Genomic DNA, 15,486 nt, shown 5'->3' on the forward strand with positions numbered 1-15,486 from the left:
TTTTTAGTCAGCCTCAATGGAAATAGTACCGGCTTATTAGTCAGCCCCCGCATAAGTTATATCAGTTTTTATTTGCCTCTGACTATCTTCTTTATATCATTCAGTTTATTCAGCGCCTCAATCGGAGTAAGGTTATTCACATCCAGATTCAGTATCTCATCCCGAATCTGGCAAAGTATCGGGTCGTCCAACTGGAAGAAGCTGAGCTGCATACCGCTTCTGTTTTCACTGACTTCCGCCAATGGTTTGCCGGAAATACCTTGCTGGCGGTTGTCTGATTCCAGTTGCTTCAATATAGTATTTGCACGCTTCACAATACTCTTCGGCATACCTGCCATCTTTGCTACATGGATACCGAAGGAGTGTTCGCTTCCCCCGCGCTCCAGCTTACGGAGGAAAATCACTTTATTGTCCACTTCCTTCACAGACACGTTATAGTTCTTGATGCGTTTGAAGGATTTCTCCATCTCATTCAGTTCATGGTAGTGCGTAGCAAACAGTGTGCGGGCTTTCGCTTTCGGATGTTCGTGGATATACTCGACGATTGCCCAGGCTATGGAAATACCGTCATAGGTAGACGTACCACGTCCCAACTCATCAAATAACACCAGACTTCTGGAAGAGACATTATTCAGAATATCCGCAGCCTCATTCATTTCCACCATAAAAGTAGATTCGCCCACCGAGATATTATCGCTGGCACCTACACGGGTGAAAATCTTATCCACCAGACCGATGTGGGCACTCTCCGCAGGAACAAACGAACCGATCTGCGCCAACAGCGTAATCAGTGCCGTCTGACGCAAGAGCGCAGACTTACCCGCCATGTTCGGACCGGTGATAATGATAATCTGCTGCGTAGTACTGTCCAGCATCACGTCATTGGCAATATACTTCTCACCAATCGGAAGCTGCTTTTCAATCACAGGATGACGTCCCTGACGGATATCCAGTACATCATTGTCCTCAATAACCGGACGGATATAATTATTCTCACGTGCCACATTAGCGAAAGACAACAGACAGTCCAAACGGGCAATCTGATTCGCATTAATCTGTATCTGCGGAATAAACTCCGTCAATGCCTGCACCAAATCGGTATATAACTGAGTCTCCAGCACGAGAATCTTATCTTCGGCTCCCAGAATCTTTTCTTCGTAAACCTTCAGTTCCTGCGTAATATAACGTTCCGCATTGACCAGTGTCTGCTTGCGAATCCATTCCTGCGGAACTTTATCCTTATGTATATTGCGGACTTCAATATAATAACCGAATACATTATTGTAAGCTACCTTCAGACTCGGAATGCCTGTCTGCTCACTTTCACGCTGCTGTATCTGCAACAGATAGTCTTTGCCGGAGTATGAAATACGGCGTAATTCGTCCAGTTCCTCATTCACACCATCTTTAATCACGCCCCCTTTGTTGATCAATAAAGGAGGGTCATTATTGATTTCTTTGGCAATCCGGTCGCGAATAGAAATACAAAGATTCAGCTGTTCACCTATCCGGTTCAAACTTGCGTTATCCGCTTCAAGACAAGCCTGCTTGATCGGTTCAATGGCCTGCAAGGCAACCTTCAACTGTACCACCTCACGTGGCGACACACGTCCTACGGCTACTTTAGAAATGATACGTTCCAAGTCTCCTATCAGATGCAACTGCTCCTCGATCAGCTCTTTAAAATCCGGCTGGCGGAAGAAGTATTCCACCACATTCAGTCGGTCGTTGATCGGCTTCTCATCTTTCAACGGGAAAACCATCCAGCGTTTCAGCAGGCGGGCTCCCATCGGACTGATGGTCCGGTCGATCACATTCAGCAAACTGCTGCCGCCGTCATTCATGCTGCCGATCAGCTCCAGGCTGCGGACTGTAAACTTATCCAGACGCACATACTTATCCTCCTCGATACGGGCAAGGGAAGTAATGTGACCGATCTGCGTATGCTGTGTCATCGTCAGGTATTGCAGGATAGCACCGGAAGCAATGATACCATTCTTCAGGTGCTCTACCCCGAATCCTTTCAGATTCTTTGTCTCAAAGTGTTTCAGTAGTTTCTCACGGGCAGTGGATTCGGTAAATACCCAGTCGTCCAGTTCGAATGTGAAGAACTTGCTGCCGAAGTTACCTTCAAACATCAGGCGTTTGCCCCGTTCGAAAAGAATCTCTTTCGGTCCGAAGTTATTCAGCAATTTGTCTACATAGTCAAAGGGACCTTCGGCGGTGAGGAACTCACCGGTAGATATATCAAGAAAGGCAACTCCACAGGAAGCCTTTCCGAAATGGACGGCAGCCAGGAAGTTATTCTCCTTATAATTCAGAACGTTATCATTGATAGATACACCGGGGGTAACCAACTCGGTAATACCTCTTTTCACCAGTTTCTTCGTCAGTTTCGGGTCTTCCAGCTGGTCACAGATAGCTACACGCTTTCCGGCACGAATCAGTTTCGGAAGATATGTATCAAGCGCATGATGGGGAAATCCTGCCATCTCGATAGTCTTTCCTTTTCCATTGGCGCGTTTTGTCAGTGTGATTCCTAAGATTTCGGATGCAACAATGGCATCGGTAGAATATGTTTCATAAAAGTCACCGCAACGAAACAGCATCACTGCATCCGGATGTTTGGCTTTCAAATCCAGAAACTGTTTCATCATGGGGGTAAGCACGATTTCTTCCTCGTTCACGGTTCGCTCCTTTTCTTTTTTGTTGAGTGAATAATGAGATTAACCTTGCAAAGATAACAGTTTTCCGGCAGAGAATCAACGGAATTTCCCGTTTCAATTTTCACAATTAGTGTTGCATCCTTTTAAAAAAGAAGGGTATATTTCTTAACAAGTAAAGGAAAACTATTAAAACGTGTTATAAAACATACTATTTTACTTGGATAATTTGCTAATTTCCCAATAGTCCGTATCTTTGCAATGTGTTTTTCATAGTATTAGATTTAAGGTTAACAAAGGTTGGGTCAAGGCGTTGACCCTTTTTTTATGTCCATACGTCCCGTTTGCCTCTTTCTTTCATTCATTTCTATTCAGCCAGCATCATCCTTTTATAGTAAGACGGAGTGAATCCGGTATGCTTCTTGAACGACTTATTAAAATGAGAAATCGTATCAAATCCGCACTCCACACTGATCTGCGAAATATTCATATCGCCCATGAGCAAGAGTTTACACGCATATCCTATCCGCATCTCCAATATGTAATTCTTGAATGATTTCCCCGTTTTGCTCTTGAAGAAGCGGCAGAATGCAGCAGGATTCATAGCTGCCAGAGAAGATATTTCATTCAGGTCAATCTGCCGTGTATAGTTCTTATTCAGGTAAACTATGATTTTGTCTATTCTCGATCCGTCGTAGATAATATCATTTTCAAAATCGGAAGTCGATAGCACAGACCGTGAAGCGACGTTTGCCATTTCTTTCAGAAGTTGCAGGAAAGAAGTAATCTGATCGACTCCTGTCTCCACCGGAATCGATTCAAGCAAATCAACCAGCCGCGGGGAGCATCCTGCGGGAAAGTAAATCCCCCGTTGCGCCTCTTCAAGCAGGTTCTTTATCTTCATAAAATGGGGATAATAATTGAAAGCGTGGTGCATGAAGTCCTTTTCAAACTGAATGATGGTCCCTGTTGTCCGAAGCGTACTGCCTTCTTGCTGATACACCTCATCGCTCTTCATATAATGAGGCAAGTCGGAACCTAGCAGAAGAATATCACCATCGGCATATTTCTCCGCGTTATTTCCTACAAAACGCATTCCCGTGCCCTCCTTGACATAGATAATCTCATACTCCGTATGGAAATGCCACGGGTAAGTAAAATAAGGATAATCATAAAAACGAGCTTTCAGAGGAGATGACTTCGATATAGGAAGCTGCTCATTCATCATTTTTCTCATAATCTACTCTATTTCTTATCTACTCTATTTCTTTTCAGCCCAATATACCCCGCAGACAATACAAGCTGCGCCGCCTAAAGCGACTAGCGTAATCTTCTCATCCAAAATAAGGAACGATGCAATCATCGTGACCAGAGGATTGAGATAAATATAATTGGATGCCCGTACCGTTCCCAGCTGTTTTAACACCACATTCCAGAGCACATAGCAGATCAGCGAAGCCAATACGGCCAGAAACAGAAGGTTGAACAGTACGGCAGGTTGAAGAAGTACAGCGGTATCGGGATGCAGGGGATGCAGGAGGAAGGCAGGCAGAATCGTCAGTACTCCGTAAAAGAAAATCTTGCGGGTGATAAATATGGTAGGATAACGCCCGGCCATCTTTTTAATAATCAGACTATAGAATGCCCATGATAATGCGGCAAGCAAAGTCAACAGATCGCCTATCGGAGATATTTTGAGCACAAAACTGCCGTTAAAGACAATCAGTCCTACCCCCATCAATGCCAGCAGGGAACCGTATATCAGTCCTTTCGATGCCTTTTCACTTTTATAGAAAAGTAGGGAAAGGATAGTAGTCAGCAAGGGAGCCGTGCAGATGATAAACGATACATTCGACGCCTGGGTGATGCCTAAAGCGGTATTCTCTGTAAAGAAATAAAGGGAGCCACCGAATATACCGCCTGCTACCAGCCACAGTTCATCTTGCCAGTTATTGGTGAACAGACGTTTGGGAGAAATTACCCAGATGCCAAGGTATGCAATCAGAAAACGGTAAAAGAAGATTTCCTGAGGTGTCAGCCCGTGATTTATCAATACTTTAGTCGAAATGAATGTCAGTCCCCAGATAGCTACTGTTAGTATGGCAATCAGATGATAGTACCCATGCTTTAGTTCCATAATTATGGTTTTAATGAGAATGCAAAGATACAGGGATTCATGGATATACCCACTGACTTTTACAGATATATTTTCAACAAAATTTCGCCGAAAGAGAACCGGTTATACATCCGGATATAACAAGAAAGCGAATATCCGGATGTCTGATAAAATGGCTGTATCTATTCAGGTAATCGTCTGCTTTTACCAGTTATCCGTCCGGAAGGGTGCCGCAGGGATACCATGAATACTGAAAATACTTGCTTCCACATAATTCTTATACGCATACCGCACGGCAACGGGATGAGGGACTTTGTCACTCGAAACCGCCAGTCGGGCAGTTTTGGTTTCTATTTCGGCAAAAGCCGGATAGAATACTTTATCCTCGCCCGCAATCTCAAATCCTTTAAGAGATGTCCACATCGGACTCAGGCCGCGTTGGGCATTGTCGAAGTTTATATAGATTTTATTCTCCTGTATCTCCATCGATTTATAAACAGGAGGAGCGTATCCGAATCCTTTCATGCCGTAGGTCTGCGCCAATGCCCAATACGCCAGTCGGTTCCCTACCGTTTCCTTATCTACGGGATGGATGAAAACAGGGTGGCCGATATCCATCGTCGTAACCATGCCGCTATTCGGTATATCCTTCATATTCTGCAACTGGACTTCACGCAGGCAGGCAGCCGATGTACCGTCGGCTCCTTCGTAATTGAAAGGCGCTATCTGCACAAAATAGAAAGGAAGTTCGCCCCTGCCCCATTTCGTACGCAAGTCAGCCACAAAGGCGGGCATAAGGCTCTGATAAAGATCGGCATTGTCACAATTACTTTCGCCCTGATACCACAAGAAGCCTCTCACTGCAAAATTAGTCAAAGGAGCTATCTTACCATTGTAGAGTACGCACGGAGTGGCGGTAGGATTCTTTACTTCAGCATCATTATCGAGAATGGAAAGATCGATACTACTAAAAGGCTTTATGGATTCTCTGCTCATCCATGCCTCTACTTTTGATCCTCCCCACGTAGAAACGACGATGCCGACCGGAACTTCCAGCACTTCCTGTATGTAACGCGCAAAGTAATATGATACGGCGCTGATATGGGAAACGTTTACCGGCGTATTTTCCAGCCATTCGCCCTGGCAGTCCTCCTGAGGCGTTTTACTAAACTGGCGTACCCATCTCCCATCCTTTGAATCTGTAGTATACATTCGGATAGGTGTGGATGGCTTGGCTTTGGCAATAATATCGTTCGTCCCTCTGACCGGTTGCCGGTCGAAACCGCCCATCGGCATCTCCATATTCGATTGTCCCGAACAGAACCAGACTTCACCGATCAGTACATTCTGCAACGTCAGTAATTCGCCGTCATTGAAGATGATCTTGTAAGGGCCTCCCGCAACAGGGGTAGATACTGTTAACGACCAGCCTCCCTTGCCATCCGATGAGGATTTATATGTCTGCCCGTTCCACGAAGTCTTCACCGTTACAGTAGCATTGGGACGGGCTTTTCCCCATAGTTTGACTTCTGCTTGCTGCTGTAATACCATATTATCTCCAAGTATGGAAGGTAATGTCACTTTAGCCTCACTTTTCATTGAAAAAGCAAGAGCTAAGAATAAAAAGCTGATAAGATATTTCATATATATTTAATTTATTTATTCGGTTAGTTACAACAGGATTGACCAATCTTCGGAATATATCCTACCGGAAGAGGTAGTCGGAATGAGATAAGCTTTAGCTTGTTATTCCAATAGTCTCTGCTTTTTTGCGCTTCAGCAAAGAAGGATGTAAGAAGCATTGTTAATAGTACCAGCAACTTTTTCATTTATTAGAATTTTATGATAACTGGCACAAATGTAAGTCCCGCTAGTTAATTTAGTAATTAATTTGCAATTAATTCGAGGAGAAAATAAAGGATATAGGTTGGAAAAAATACTTTTTAGTCGGTATCCAGGCTAGTTTAACGTTTATTTAAAGGCTTTTTCAGCTAACACTCTAAAAAGATTATCCCGACAGGACTTCAACTATAACCAGTATACACTCACATTTTATCCATATTCTTTGTATTATAAACGATCAAACAATCCTCCCCAAATATACTCACATTAATACGTATATAATAATACCAAATGAAAGAAACATATTATCCAAAAGTCTAACGAAAAAGAGAGTCTTACAGATAGAAGCGCCCGTTTGTAAACAAATCACCACTATCAAAACAGTCCTATTAATATATCACATTTTTACCGCATAAAGAAAGGAAGAGAACTTTACTCAAAAAAAAGTTTTCTCCCTTTCTTACACTACACCCCCGGAATCGAATAAACTCCTTCATCGTTTTTAATAAATAACGAGAGAGTTTATTATAAACGGTCCCCAAGTTTATTATAAACTATTTTTAGGCGTTTCCAGCGGCCTCAATAGAATTATTATAACAAAAATGGGCAAGAACCTTCGCAGTTTCTTGCCCATTCGTTATCCTGGCTATGCAATTCTGCACATCCACCTATTGAACTTATGTTATAATTTTTATATATCCTATCATTACTATTCCGTTTTATATTCCTCCAAATATACGAAATAAAAACAAGAAAGTCAATAGCCGGACGGTATTTGCCGTGATATTTCTTCATTTATCAGGTATTACCTTGTTATTCGGGCAATACCTTATTATAAAAGAAAGGTTTTTTTCACTCACTACGTGGTTATCTGAAAATAAACACGTAAATTTGCTGGCTCAAATTGAAATAACAGTATAAATCACTATAAATAAAAACTTTATCACTATGGAGTACAATTTCAGGGAGATTGAAAAGAAGTGGCAGCAAAGGTGGGTGGAAGAGAAAACCTACCAGGTTACGGAAGACGAATCGAAGCAGAAATTCTATGTATTGAATATGTTCCCTTACCCGTCAGGGGCCGGACTGCATGTAGGGCATCCGCTGGGATACATCGCTTCGGATATTTACGCCCGTTACAAACGACTGCGTGGCTTCAATGTACTCAATCCGATGGGATATGACGCATATGGTTTGCCAGCGGAACAATACGCTATTCAGACCGGACAGCATCCCGCAATCACTACTAAAGCTAATATCGACCGCTATCGCGAGCAACTCGACAAAATAGGCTTCTCTTTCGACTGGAGCCGCGAAATCCGTACGTGCGAACCCGAATATTATCACTGGACCCAATGGGCTTTCCAAAAGATGTTCAACAGCTACTACTGCAACGACGAACAGCAGGCACGCCCTATCCAGGAACTGATCGATGCATTCGCAATCTACGGAAACGAAGGACTCAACGCTGCCTGCAGCGAAGAACTCAGCTTTACCGCCAAAGAATGGAAAGCCAAAAGCGAAAAGGAACAGCAGGAAATCCTGATGAACTACCGCATCGCCTACCTCGGCGAAACGATGGTGAACTGGTGCCAGGCACTGGGAACCGTATTGGCAAATGACGAAGTCATAGACGGCGTCAGCGAACGCGGCGGCTTCCCCGTAGTCCAGAAGAAGATGCGCCAGTGGTGTCTGCGTGTATCCGCTTACGCTCAGCGTCTGCTCGACGGACTGGATACCATCGACTGGACCGAATCACTGAAAGAAACTCAAAAGAACTGGATCGGACGCTCCGAAGGTGCCGAAGTACAGTTCAAGGTAAAAGACAGCGATCTCGAATTTACCATCTTTACTACCCGTGCAGATACCATGTTCGGTGTGACCTTCATGGTTCTGGCTCCGGAAAGTGATCTGGTAGCCCAGCTGACCACTCCCGCCCAGAAAGCAGAAGTAGACGCCTACCTTGACCGCACCAAGAAACGTACGGAACGCGAACGCATCGCCGACCGCAGCGTGACCGGTGTTTTCAGCGGTTCGTATGCTATCAATCCGTTTACAGGTGAAGCAGTGCCCATCTGGATCAGCGATTACGTATTGGCAGGATACGGAACAGGAGCCATCATGGCCGTACCCGCCCACGATAGCCGCGACTATGCTTTCGCCAAGCATTTCGGACTCGAAATCCGCCCGTTGGTAGAAGGTTGTGACGTAAGCGAAGAAAGCTTCGATGCCAAAGAAGGTATCGTCTGCAACTCTCCGCGTCCGGATGTAACTCCGTACTGTGACCTGTCTCTGAACGGACTGACCATCAAGGAAGCCATCGAAAAGACCAAGCAATATGTGAAAGAACATAATCTGGGACGTGTGAAAGTGAACTACCGTCTTCGCGACGCCATTTTCTCACGCCAGCGCTACTGGGGGGAACCGTTCCCTGTATACTACAAAGACGGAATGCCGTACATGATCGACGAAGACTGTCTGCCGCTGGAACTTCCGGAAGTAGACAAGTTCCTCCCCACCGAAACAGGCGAACCTCCATTGGGACACGCCAAGGAATGGGCGTGGGACACGGTAAACAAGTGCACAGTAGAAAACGAAAAGATCGACAACGTTACCATCTTCCCGCTGGAACTGAACACCATGCCGGGATTCGCCGGTTCTTCCGCATACTATCTGCGCTACATGGACCCGCACAACAACAAAGCATTGGTGGACCCGAAAGTGGACGAATACTGGAAAAACGTAGACCTTTATGTAGGAGGAACGGAACACGCTACCGGACACTTGATCTACTCCCGTTTCTGGAATAAGTTCCTGCACGATGTAGGTGCATCGGTAGTAGAAGAACCGTTCCAGAAGTTAGTAAACCAAGGCATGATTCAAGGCCGCAGCAACTTTGTATATCGCATCAAAGATACTCACACCTTCGTTTCACTGAACCTGAAAGACCAATACGAAGTGACTCCACTTCATGTGGATGTAAACATCGTATCCAATGATATCCTCGACCTGGAAGCATTCAAGGCATGGCGTCCCGAATATGCGGAAGCAGAGTTTATCCTCGAAGACGGAAAATACATCTGCGGATGGGCGGTTGAGAAGATGAGTAAATCAATGTTCAACGTAGTCAATCCGGATATGATTGTGGAAAAATACGGTGCAGACACCCTTCGTATGTACGAAATGTTCCTCGGTCCGGTTGAGCAGTCCAAGCCTTGGGATACGAACGGTATCGACGGTGTACACCGCTTTATCCGTAAGTTCTGGTCATTGTTCTACAACCGTACCGACGAATATCTGGTGAAAGACGAGCCTGCAACGAAGGAAGAGTTGAAGAGCCTGCACAAACTGATCAAGAAAGTAACGGGAGATATCGAACAGTTCTCTTACAATACGTCTGTCAGCGCATTCATGATCTGTGTCAACGAACTCTCCAACTTGAAATGCAACAAGAAAGAGATACTGGAACAGCTCGTTATCACCCTCGCTCCTTTCGCTCCGCACGTTTGCGAAGAACTGTGGGATACACTGGGACACGAAACTTCCGTATGTGACGCCGCATGGCCCGCATACAACGAAGAATATCTGAAAGAAGATACGATCAACTATACCATCTCCTTCAACGGAAAAGCACGCTTCAACATGGAGTTTGACGCTGATGCCGCTTCGGATGCCATCCAGGCTGCCGTATTAGCCGACGAACGTTCGCAGAAGTGGATCGAAGGCAAAACACCGAAGAAGATCATCGTGGTGCCGAAGAAGATTGTAAATGTGGTAGTTTAAAATAAGTAACAGGTAATAAGTAATAGGTAATAACCGTAGCTGCTTTCCGAGCATATCCGCAAGGTTAATACCTAATACTTAATACTTATTACCTGTACCTATCGACTACGACTTATTACCTATTACTTAATACTTATTACCTATTAATTAAATGCGCAAACCAGCAAAAGCGGAAATAATGAGAGAAGTGAAGGATTATATCTACATCACTCTCGGATTGATCAGTTATGCTTTGGGATGGGCGGCATTTCTGCTGCCTTACCAGATAACGACAGGGGGTACTACCGGTATCGGGGCTATCATTTATTACGCAACGGGATTTCCTATCCAGTGGTCGTACTTCATCATCAATGCGGTTCTGATGACATTTGCCATCAAGATATTAGGTCCGCGATTCAGCATAAAGACTACTTATGCAATTTTCATGCTGACTTTCCTGCTATGGATATTCCAAGTGTTGGTAAACAACTACATACAAACGCCCGATATGTCGGCCGACGGAAAGCCTCTGCTGCTCGGCAGCGGACAGGACTTTATGGCTTGTATCATCGGTGCGGCTATGTGCGGTGTAGGTCTGGGCATTACTTTCAATTATAACGGCAGTACCGGAGGAACGGACATCATCGCTGCTATTGTCAACAAATACAAAGACGTATCACTTGGAAGGATGATCATGATTTGTGATGTGTTCATCATCAGTTCCTGTTACTTTGTGTTTCACGACTGGCGTCGGGTAATCTTCGGTTTCGTCACCCTGTTCATCATTGGTGTCGTGCTCGACTGGATTATCAACAGCGCCCGTCAGTCCGTACAGTTCTTCATCTTCTCCAAGAAGTATGATGAGATAGCCGACCGCATCATCAAAGATACTGACCGTGGGGTGACCGTGCTCAACGGCACCGGATGGTACAGCAAAAACGATGTAAAAGTATTGGTCGTACTGGCCAAAAGGCGTCAGTCGCTGGATATCTTCCGACTGGTAAAACGTATCGATCCGAACGCTTTCATCTCGCAAAGTTCCGTCATCGGGGTGTATGGCGAAGGGTTCGATCAGTTGAAAGTGAAATAAACAGGTGAATGAATCCGGATAATTCCGCTAAAAAACAAGAATAAGACCATGAAACGCAAACTTGTATTTGCCACCAACAATGCTCATAAACTCGAAGAAATAGCTGCCATCCTCGGGGATAAGGTAGAACTGCTCAGTCTGAATGACATTGACTGCCACACGGACATTCCCGAAACAGCCGAAACGCTGGAAGGAAATGCCTTGCTGAAATCTTCTTTTATCTACCGGAACTATCAGCTGGACTGCTTTGCCGATGACACCGGACTGGAAGTGGAAGCTCTGAACGGAGCGCCCGGAGTGTACTCCGCCCGTTATGCCGAAGGCGAAGGACACGACGCTCAGGCGAATATGCGCAAGCTGCTCCACGAACTGGAAGGAAAAGAGAATCGGAAAGCGCAATTCCGCACTGCCATTTCGCTGATTCTCGACGGAAAGGAATATCTCTTTGAAGGTGTGATCAAAGGGGAAATCATCAAAGAGAAGCGCGGAGATTCCGGCTTCGGTTATGACCCGATATTCAAGCCCGAAGGGTACGAACAGACTTTTGCCGAACTGGGAAACGAAACAAAGAACAAGATCAGTCACCGTGCACTGGCTGTACAGAAACTTTGCGAGTTTCTGCAACGCTGATTCTTTAGCATATTCCGCACAACAGCCTGTCTTGACATCAACGAAGTGCCAGCAGTAAAATTCTCTCAGGTCATTTCTTAACTATATGACACAGAGTTTAATAAAAGAATTTTTGTAATCTTCAGAAGAAAATTATTTCTTTGCAAAAAAAATAAAGCGTAATGAAGAAAATTGCATTATTTACTTTCCTTACATTGTTATTATGTACTTCATGTGTAACGAAAAAGAAGTTCATGATGACAGAAGCCGCACGTATTGCAAGTATCGACAGCTTGCAAAGTTTATTGACTGATTGCCGCAACACGGGCGACCAGCTGTCAGCACAAATCAAGAAGCTCCTGCGTGATACCACCCAGATGGGAAACAGTATCCGTCAGTATCAGAGCATGCTTAGTACTAACATGACGGAACAGGAAAAACTGAATGCCTTGTTGAGTCAGAAGAAAAACGAACTTAGCGAAAGAGAACGCACCATCAACGAGTTGCAGGACATGATCAACGCTCAGAACGAGAAAGTGAAACAACTGCTGAACAGTGTGAAAGACGCGTTACTGGGCTTTAGCACAGACGAACTGACGGTTCGTGAAAAGGATGGAAAGGTGTATGTGGCAATGTCGGACAAATTGCTGTTCCAGTCAGGAAGCGCCCGTCTGGATAAACGCGGAGAGGAAGCTCTCGGCAAATTGGCGGAAGTCCTGAACAAGCAGACCGACATCGACGTATTTATCGAAGGTCACACCGACAATAAACCGATCAACACCGTACAGTTCAAAGACAACTGGGATTTGAGCGTGATTCGTGCTACCTCCGTCGTACGTATCCTGATTAAGAACTACGGTGTAAATCCTTTGCAGATACAGCCCAGCGGTCGCGGCGAATATATGCCTGTTGACGACAATGAAATAGCGGAAGGCAGAAGCAAGAACCGCCGTACGGAGATTATCATGGCTCCAAAGCTGGACAAGTTGTTCCAGATGTTACAGACTTCCGAAGAGGTTAAATAAGAAAATAATAATAAGAGACTGTCAGGAGGTAGACAGTCTCTTATTATATAGAAACAAGGCTATAATATTTATTGCCCTATATGATATAACTCATCCATGTTTCTATTAGATACAATATCTGAATTCATACTGTTTACTTTCCCCATCCGGATGGTTTCTTACCCATCTTGAATACCATCGTACCACCGTTCATGATGTCCTGATGAGTGATGAAGAAATCTTTGTGTTTCTTCCCGTTCAAAGTCACCGACTGAATGTAGATATCTTCGGGAGACTTGCGGATGGTCCGGATACGGAACTCCTTATTACCTGCCAGTTTCAAAGTACACTCATCCAAAAGCGGGGAACCGATGATATACCGGCCGTCGGCAGGATTGACCGGATAGAATCCCATCGCACTGAATACATACCAGGCAGACATCTGACCGCAGTCATCATTTCCGGCATATCCCGAAGAAGTGTTGTTATACAGCGTGTTCAGAATATGACTGACATACTTTTGCGTCTTCCACGGCTGACCTGCAAAATTATAGAGATAAGCTACGTGATGGCTGGGTTCATTACCATGTGCATACTGTCCCACAAATCCCGAAGCGTTATGATTCATCTGCTCACTCTTATAGGTAGAGGTAAAAAAGGTATCCAGCTTTTGTTCAAAGGCTTTCGTTCCTCCTGTCAGTTCCATCAAGGCCTGGATGTTATGCGGAACATACCAAAAGTATTGCCATGCATTTCCTTCGGTAAACGGATGCCCGCCGTTTCCACCGTATTGATACGGGTCGAAAGGTTCGACCCATTCTCCCTTGTCATTCTTGGACTGAAAGAACTTCGTTTTCGGATGGAAAAGGTTCCGGTAATATTCGGAGCGTTTGTGGAATCGCTGATAATCGGCATCCTTGTTCAATTTTGCAGCCAGTTGGGCAACACACCAGTCATCAAAAGCCTGCTCCAGAGTGATGGAGACAGATTGAGTCTGAATGTTTTCGGGCATAAAGCCGTATTTCTCCCATACCTCAAAAGGAGAGTTGGGGTGTGAGGTTACCGAACTGTTATAGACTGCTTCATAGGCCTTCTCCATATCAATTCCGGGAATACCTTTCAGGATGGCATCAGTGATCACAGGGATGGAGTGGTTACCGATCATACAGTAATTGTCCTGTCCCCATAATTGCCAGATAGGTAGGTAGCCGTAATATTCATACTGGCGTATCATGCTCTTCACGAAGTCAGTCACCCGTTCGGGTTCCAGCAATGTGTAGAGAGGATGAGAAGCGCGGAAAGTATCCCACAGGGAGAATGTGGTGTAATGAGTTTCATTGTTCGCCACCTTGCGGGTCGTATAGTCGGCAGCCATGTATTCGCCGTTCACGTCGGACATGGTGTTAGGCTGTATCATGGTGTGGTAAAGAGCCGTATAGAATATCTCTTTCTGCACTTCCGTACCTTTCACTTCGATCTTTCCTAGTTGTTTTTCCCAATCAGCGTCCGCAGCAGCCACATAGCGGTCGAAATCCCAGTGCGGTGCTTCCTGTTCCATGTTCTGACGGGCATTCTCCATAGAGACGGATGAAAGGGCTACCTTACACGTCAGTGGTTTGCCATTCAGTTGGCCGAAACGGAAACAGCCATGAAGATTCGTACCGTTGATCACGGCTGTGTTTTCATGAACACGCCCGCCGTCTCTCAGCGTAGAAGTAAGGATAGGACTGGAAAACTCCATGTAGAAATAAATCTTGCGCAGTTTCGCCCATCCGGTGATGATACGGTAACCTTCCACTGCATGATCATTCAGAATGCGGATCTGAGAGTTAATGATCCGGCGTCCCCAACTGCCCTTATCTGCCGAGTGGTCCATATCCAATATAATCTCCGCATCTTTGCCGGCGGGATATTGATAGCGGTGGATACCGTTTCTCTGAGTAGTGGTAAGCTCTGCATTAATATTCTCATCTTTCAGCATTACCTGATAATAGCCGGGACGGGCCTTCTCTTCGTCATGCGTGAATGCGGAAGAAGTGCGTCCGCTACTGGTCGGCATCAATGTAATGTCGATCAGGTCCGAGGCTCCTGTCCCACTCAGGCGGGTATGGCTGAAACCGAAGATCGTATTCCGGTTATAGTCGTAGCCGGAAGCGTCCCCCCAATTGGGAGCTTCACTGGTGTCCGGAGAAAGCTGTATCATACCGAACGGTGAGGTCGCCCCCGGGTAATTATTACCCGAAAGTCCCCCATCGATGGCCCCCGTTCCAATAAACGGATTTACATATTTAGTGATTTCCCCTGCCTGCAACGTAGCGAGAGTCAATGAAAATGCACATACACTTAAAAGTAATTTCTTCATGGTTCGTGGTGTTTTTATAAGATATGTTTCTTATGTCT

The 15,486-nt window shown here is 45.2% G+C and carries 9 protein-coding genes; 4 read left to right on the forward strand and 5 right to left on the reverse strand.

Going from position 1 to position 15,486, the window contains the following annotated elements; translation table 11 throughout:
- Nucleotides 1–68: 68 nt before the first annotated feature.
- The 4 genes from mutS to NBH01_RS01850 form a co-directional block, all read right to left on the reverse strand.
- Nucleotides 69–2,657: a DNA mismatch repair protein MutS gene (gene mutS / locus NBH01_RS01835; protein WP_032850453.1), complete on the reverse strand. Its 2,589-nt coding sequence runs from the start codon at nucleotides 2,655–2,657 to the stop codon at nucleotides 69–71.
- A gap of 373 nt (nucleotides 2,658–3,030) precedes the next feature.
- Nucleotides 3,031–3,900, reverse strand: a complete 870-nt coding sequence (locus NBH01_RS01840; protein ID WP_234141530.1) for an AraC family transcriptional regulator — start codon at nucleotides 3,898–3,900, stop codon at nucleotides 3,031–3,033.
- A gap of 24 nt (nucleotides 3,901–3,924) precedes the next feature.
- Nucleotides 3,925–4,800, reverse strand: a complete 876-nt coding sequence (locus tag NBH01_RS01845) for a DMT family transporter (protein ID WP_008767386.1) — start codon at nucleotides 4,798–4,800, stop codon at nucleotides 3,925–3,927.
- Nucleotides 4,801–4,983: 183 nt separating this feature from the next.
- Nucleotides 4,984–6,423, reverse strand: a complete 1,440-nt coding sequence (locus NBH01_RS01850) for a sialate O-acetylesterase (protein WP_062695868.1) — start codon at nucleotides 6,421–6,423, stop codon at nucleotides 4,984–4,986.
- Between the two features lie 1,146 nt (nucleotides 6,424–7,569).
- On the opposite strand from NBH01_RS01850, the gene leuS reads away from it, so the two are divergent.
- The 4 genes from leuS (at nucleotide 7,570) to NBH01_RS01870 (ending at nucleotide 13,107) form a co-directional block, all read left to right on the forward strand.
- Complete coding sequence (gene leuS / locus NBH01_RS01855) at nucleotides 7,570–10,404, forward strand: leucine--tRNA ligase (protein WP_061473332.1); 2,835 nt, start codon at nucleotides 7,570–7,572, stop codon at nucleotides 10,402–10,404.
- Nucleotides 10,405–10,555: 151 nt separating this feature from the next.
- A complete protein-coding gene (locus NBH01_RS01860; RefSeq protein ID WP_008767390.1) occupies nucleotides 10,556–11,473 on the forward strand; it encodes a YitT family protein in 918 nt (305 codons plus the stop codon).
- Between the two features lie 48 nt (nucleotides 11,474–11,521).
- Nucleotides 11,522–12,103, forward strand: a complete 582-nt coding sequence (locus NBH01_RS01865) for a non-canonical purine NTP diphosphatase (RefSeq protein WP_011108650.1) — start codon at nucleotides 11,522–11,524, stop codon at nucleotides 12,101–12,103.
- A 161-nt stretch (nucleotides 12,104–12,264) separates the two neighbouring features.
- Nucleotides 12,265–13,107 (forward strand): OmpA/MotB family protein, encoded by an 843-nt coding sequence (locus NBH01_RS01870; protein ID WP_250699951.1) that lies wholly within the window; start codon nucleotides 12,265–12,267, stop codon nucleotides 13,105–13,107.
- Between the two features lie 133 nt (nucleotides 13,108–13,240).
- Here NBH01_RS01870 and NBH01_RS01875 read toward each other — a convergent pair whose 3' ends face one another.
- Nucleotides 13,241–15,448 (reverse strand): GH92 family glycosyl hydrolase, encoded by a 2,208-nt coding sequence (locus tag NBH01_RS01875; protein ID WP_234133988.1) that lies wholly within the window; start codon nucleotides 15,446–15,448, stop codon nucleotides 13,241–13,243.
- Nucleotides 15,449–15,486: the final 38 nt, after the last annotated feature.

The organism is Bacteroides sp. B1-V-101, assembly GCF_023656585.1.
GTDB classification, from domain to species: domain Bacteria; phylum Bacteroidota; class Bacteroidia; order Bacteroidales; family Bacteroidaceae; genus Bacteroides; species Bacteroides thetaiotaomicron.

Excerpts from the sequence above, each read along its gene's own strand:
- NBH01_RS01875 (WP_234133988.1), bottom strand. The coding sequence starts at position 15,448 with ATGAAGAAATTACTTTTAAGTGTATGTGCATTTTCATTGACTCTCGCT.
- mutS (WP_032850453.1), bottom strand. The coding sequence starts at position 2,657 with ATGATGAAACAGTTTCTGGATTTGAAAGCCAAACATCCGGATGCAGTG.
- NBH01_RS01845 (WP_008767386.1), bottom strand. The coding sequence starts at position 4,800 with ATGGAACTAAAGCATGGGTACTATCATCTGATTGCCATACTAACAGTA.
- NBH01_RS01860 (WP_008767390.1), top strand. The coding sequence starts at position 10,556 with ATGCGCAAACCAGCAAAAGCGGAAATAATGAGAGAAGTGAAGGATTAT.
- NBH01_RS01840 (WP_234141530.1), bottom strand. The coding sequence starts at position 3,900 with ATGAGAAAAATGATGAATGAGCAGCTTCCTATATCGAAGTCATCTCCT.
- NBH01_RS01850 (WP_062695868.1), bottom strand. The coding sequence starts at position 6,423 with ATGAAATATCTTATCAGCTTTTTATTCTTAGCTCTTGCTTTTTCAATG.
- NBH01_RS01870 (WP_250699951.1), top strand. The coding sequence starts at position 12,265 with ATGAAGAAAATTGCATTATTTACTTTCCTTACATTGTTATTATGTACT.
- leuS (WP_061473332.1), top strand. The coding sequence starts at position 7,570 with ATGGAGTACAATTTCAGGGAGATTGAAAAGAAGTGGCAGCAAAGGTGG.
- NBH01_RS01865 (WP_011108650.1), top strand. The coding sequence starts at position 11,522 with ATGAAACGCAAACTTGTATTTGCCACCAACAATGCTCATAAACTCGAA.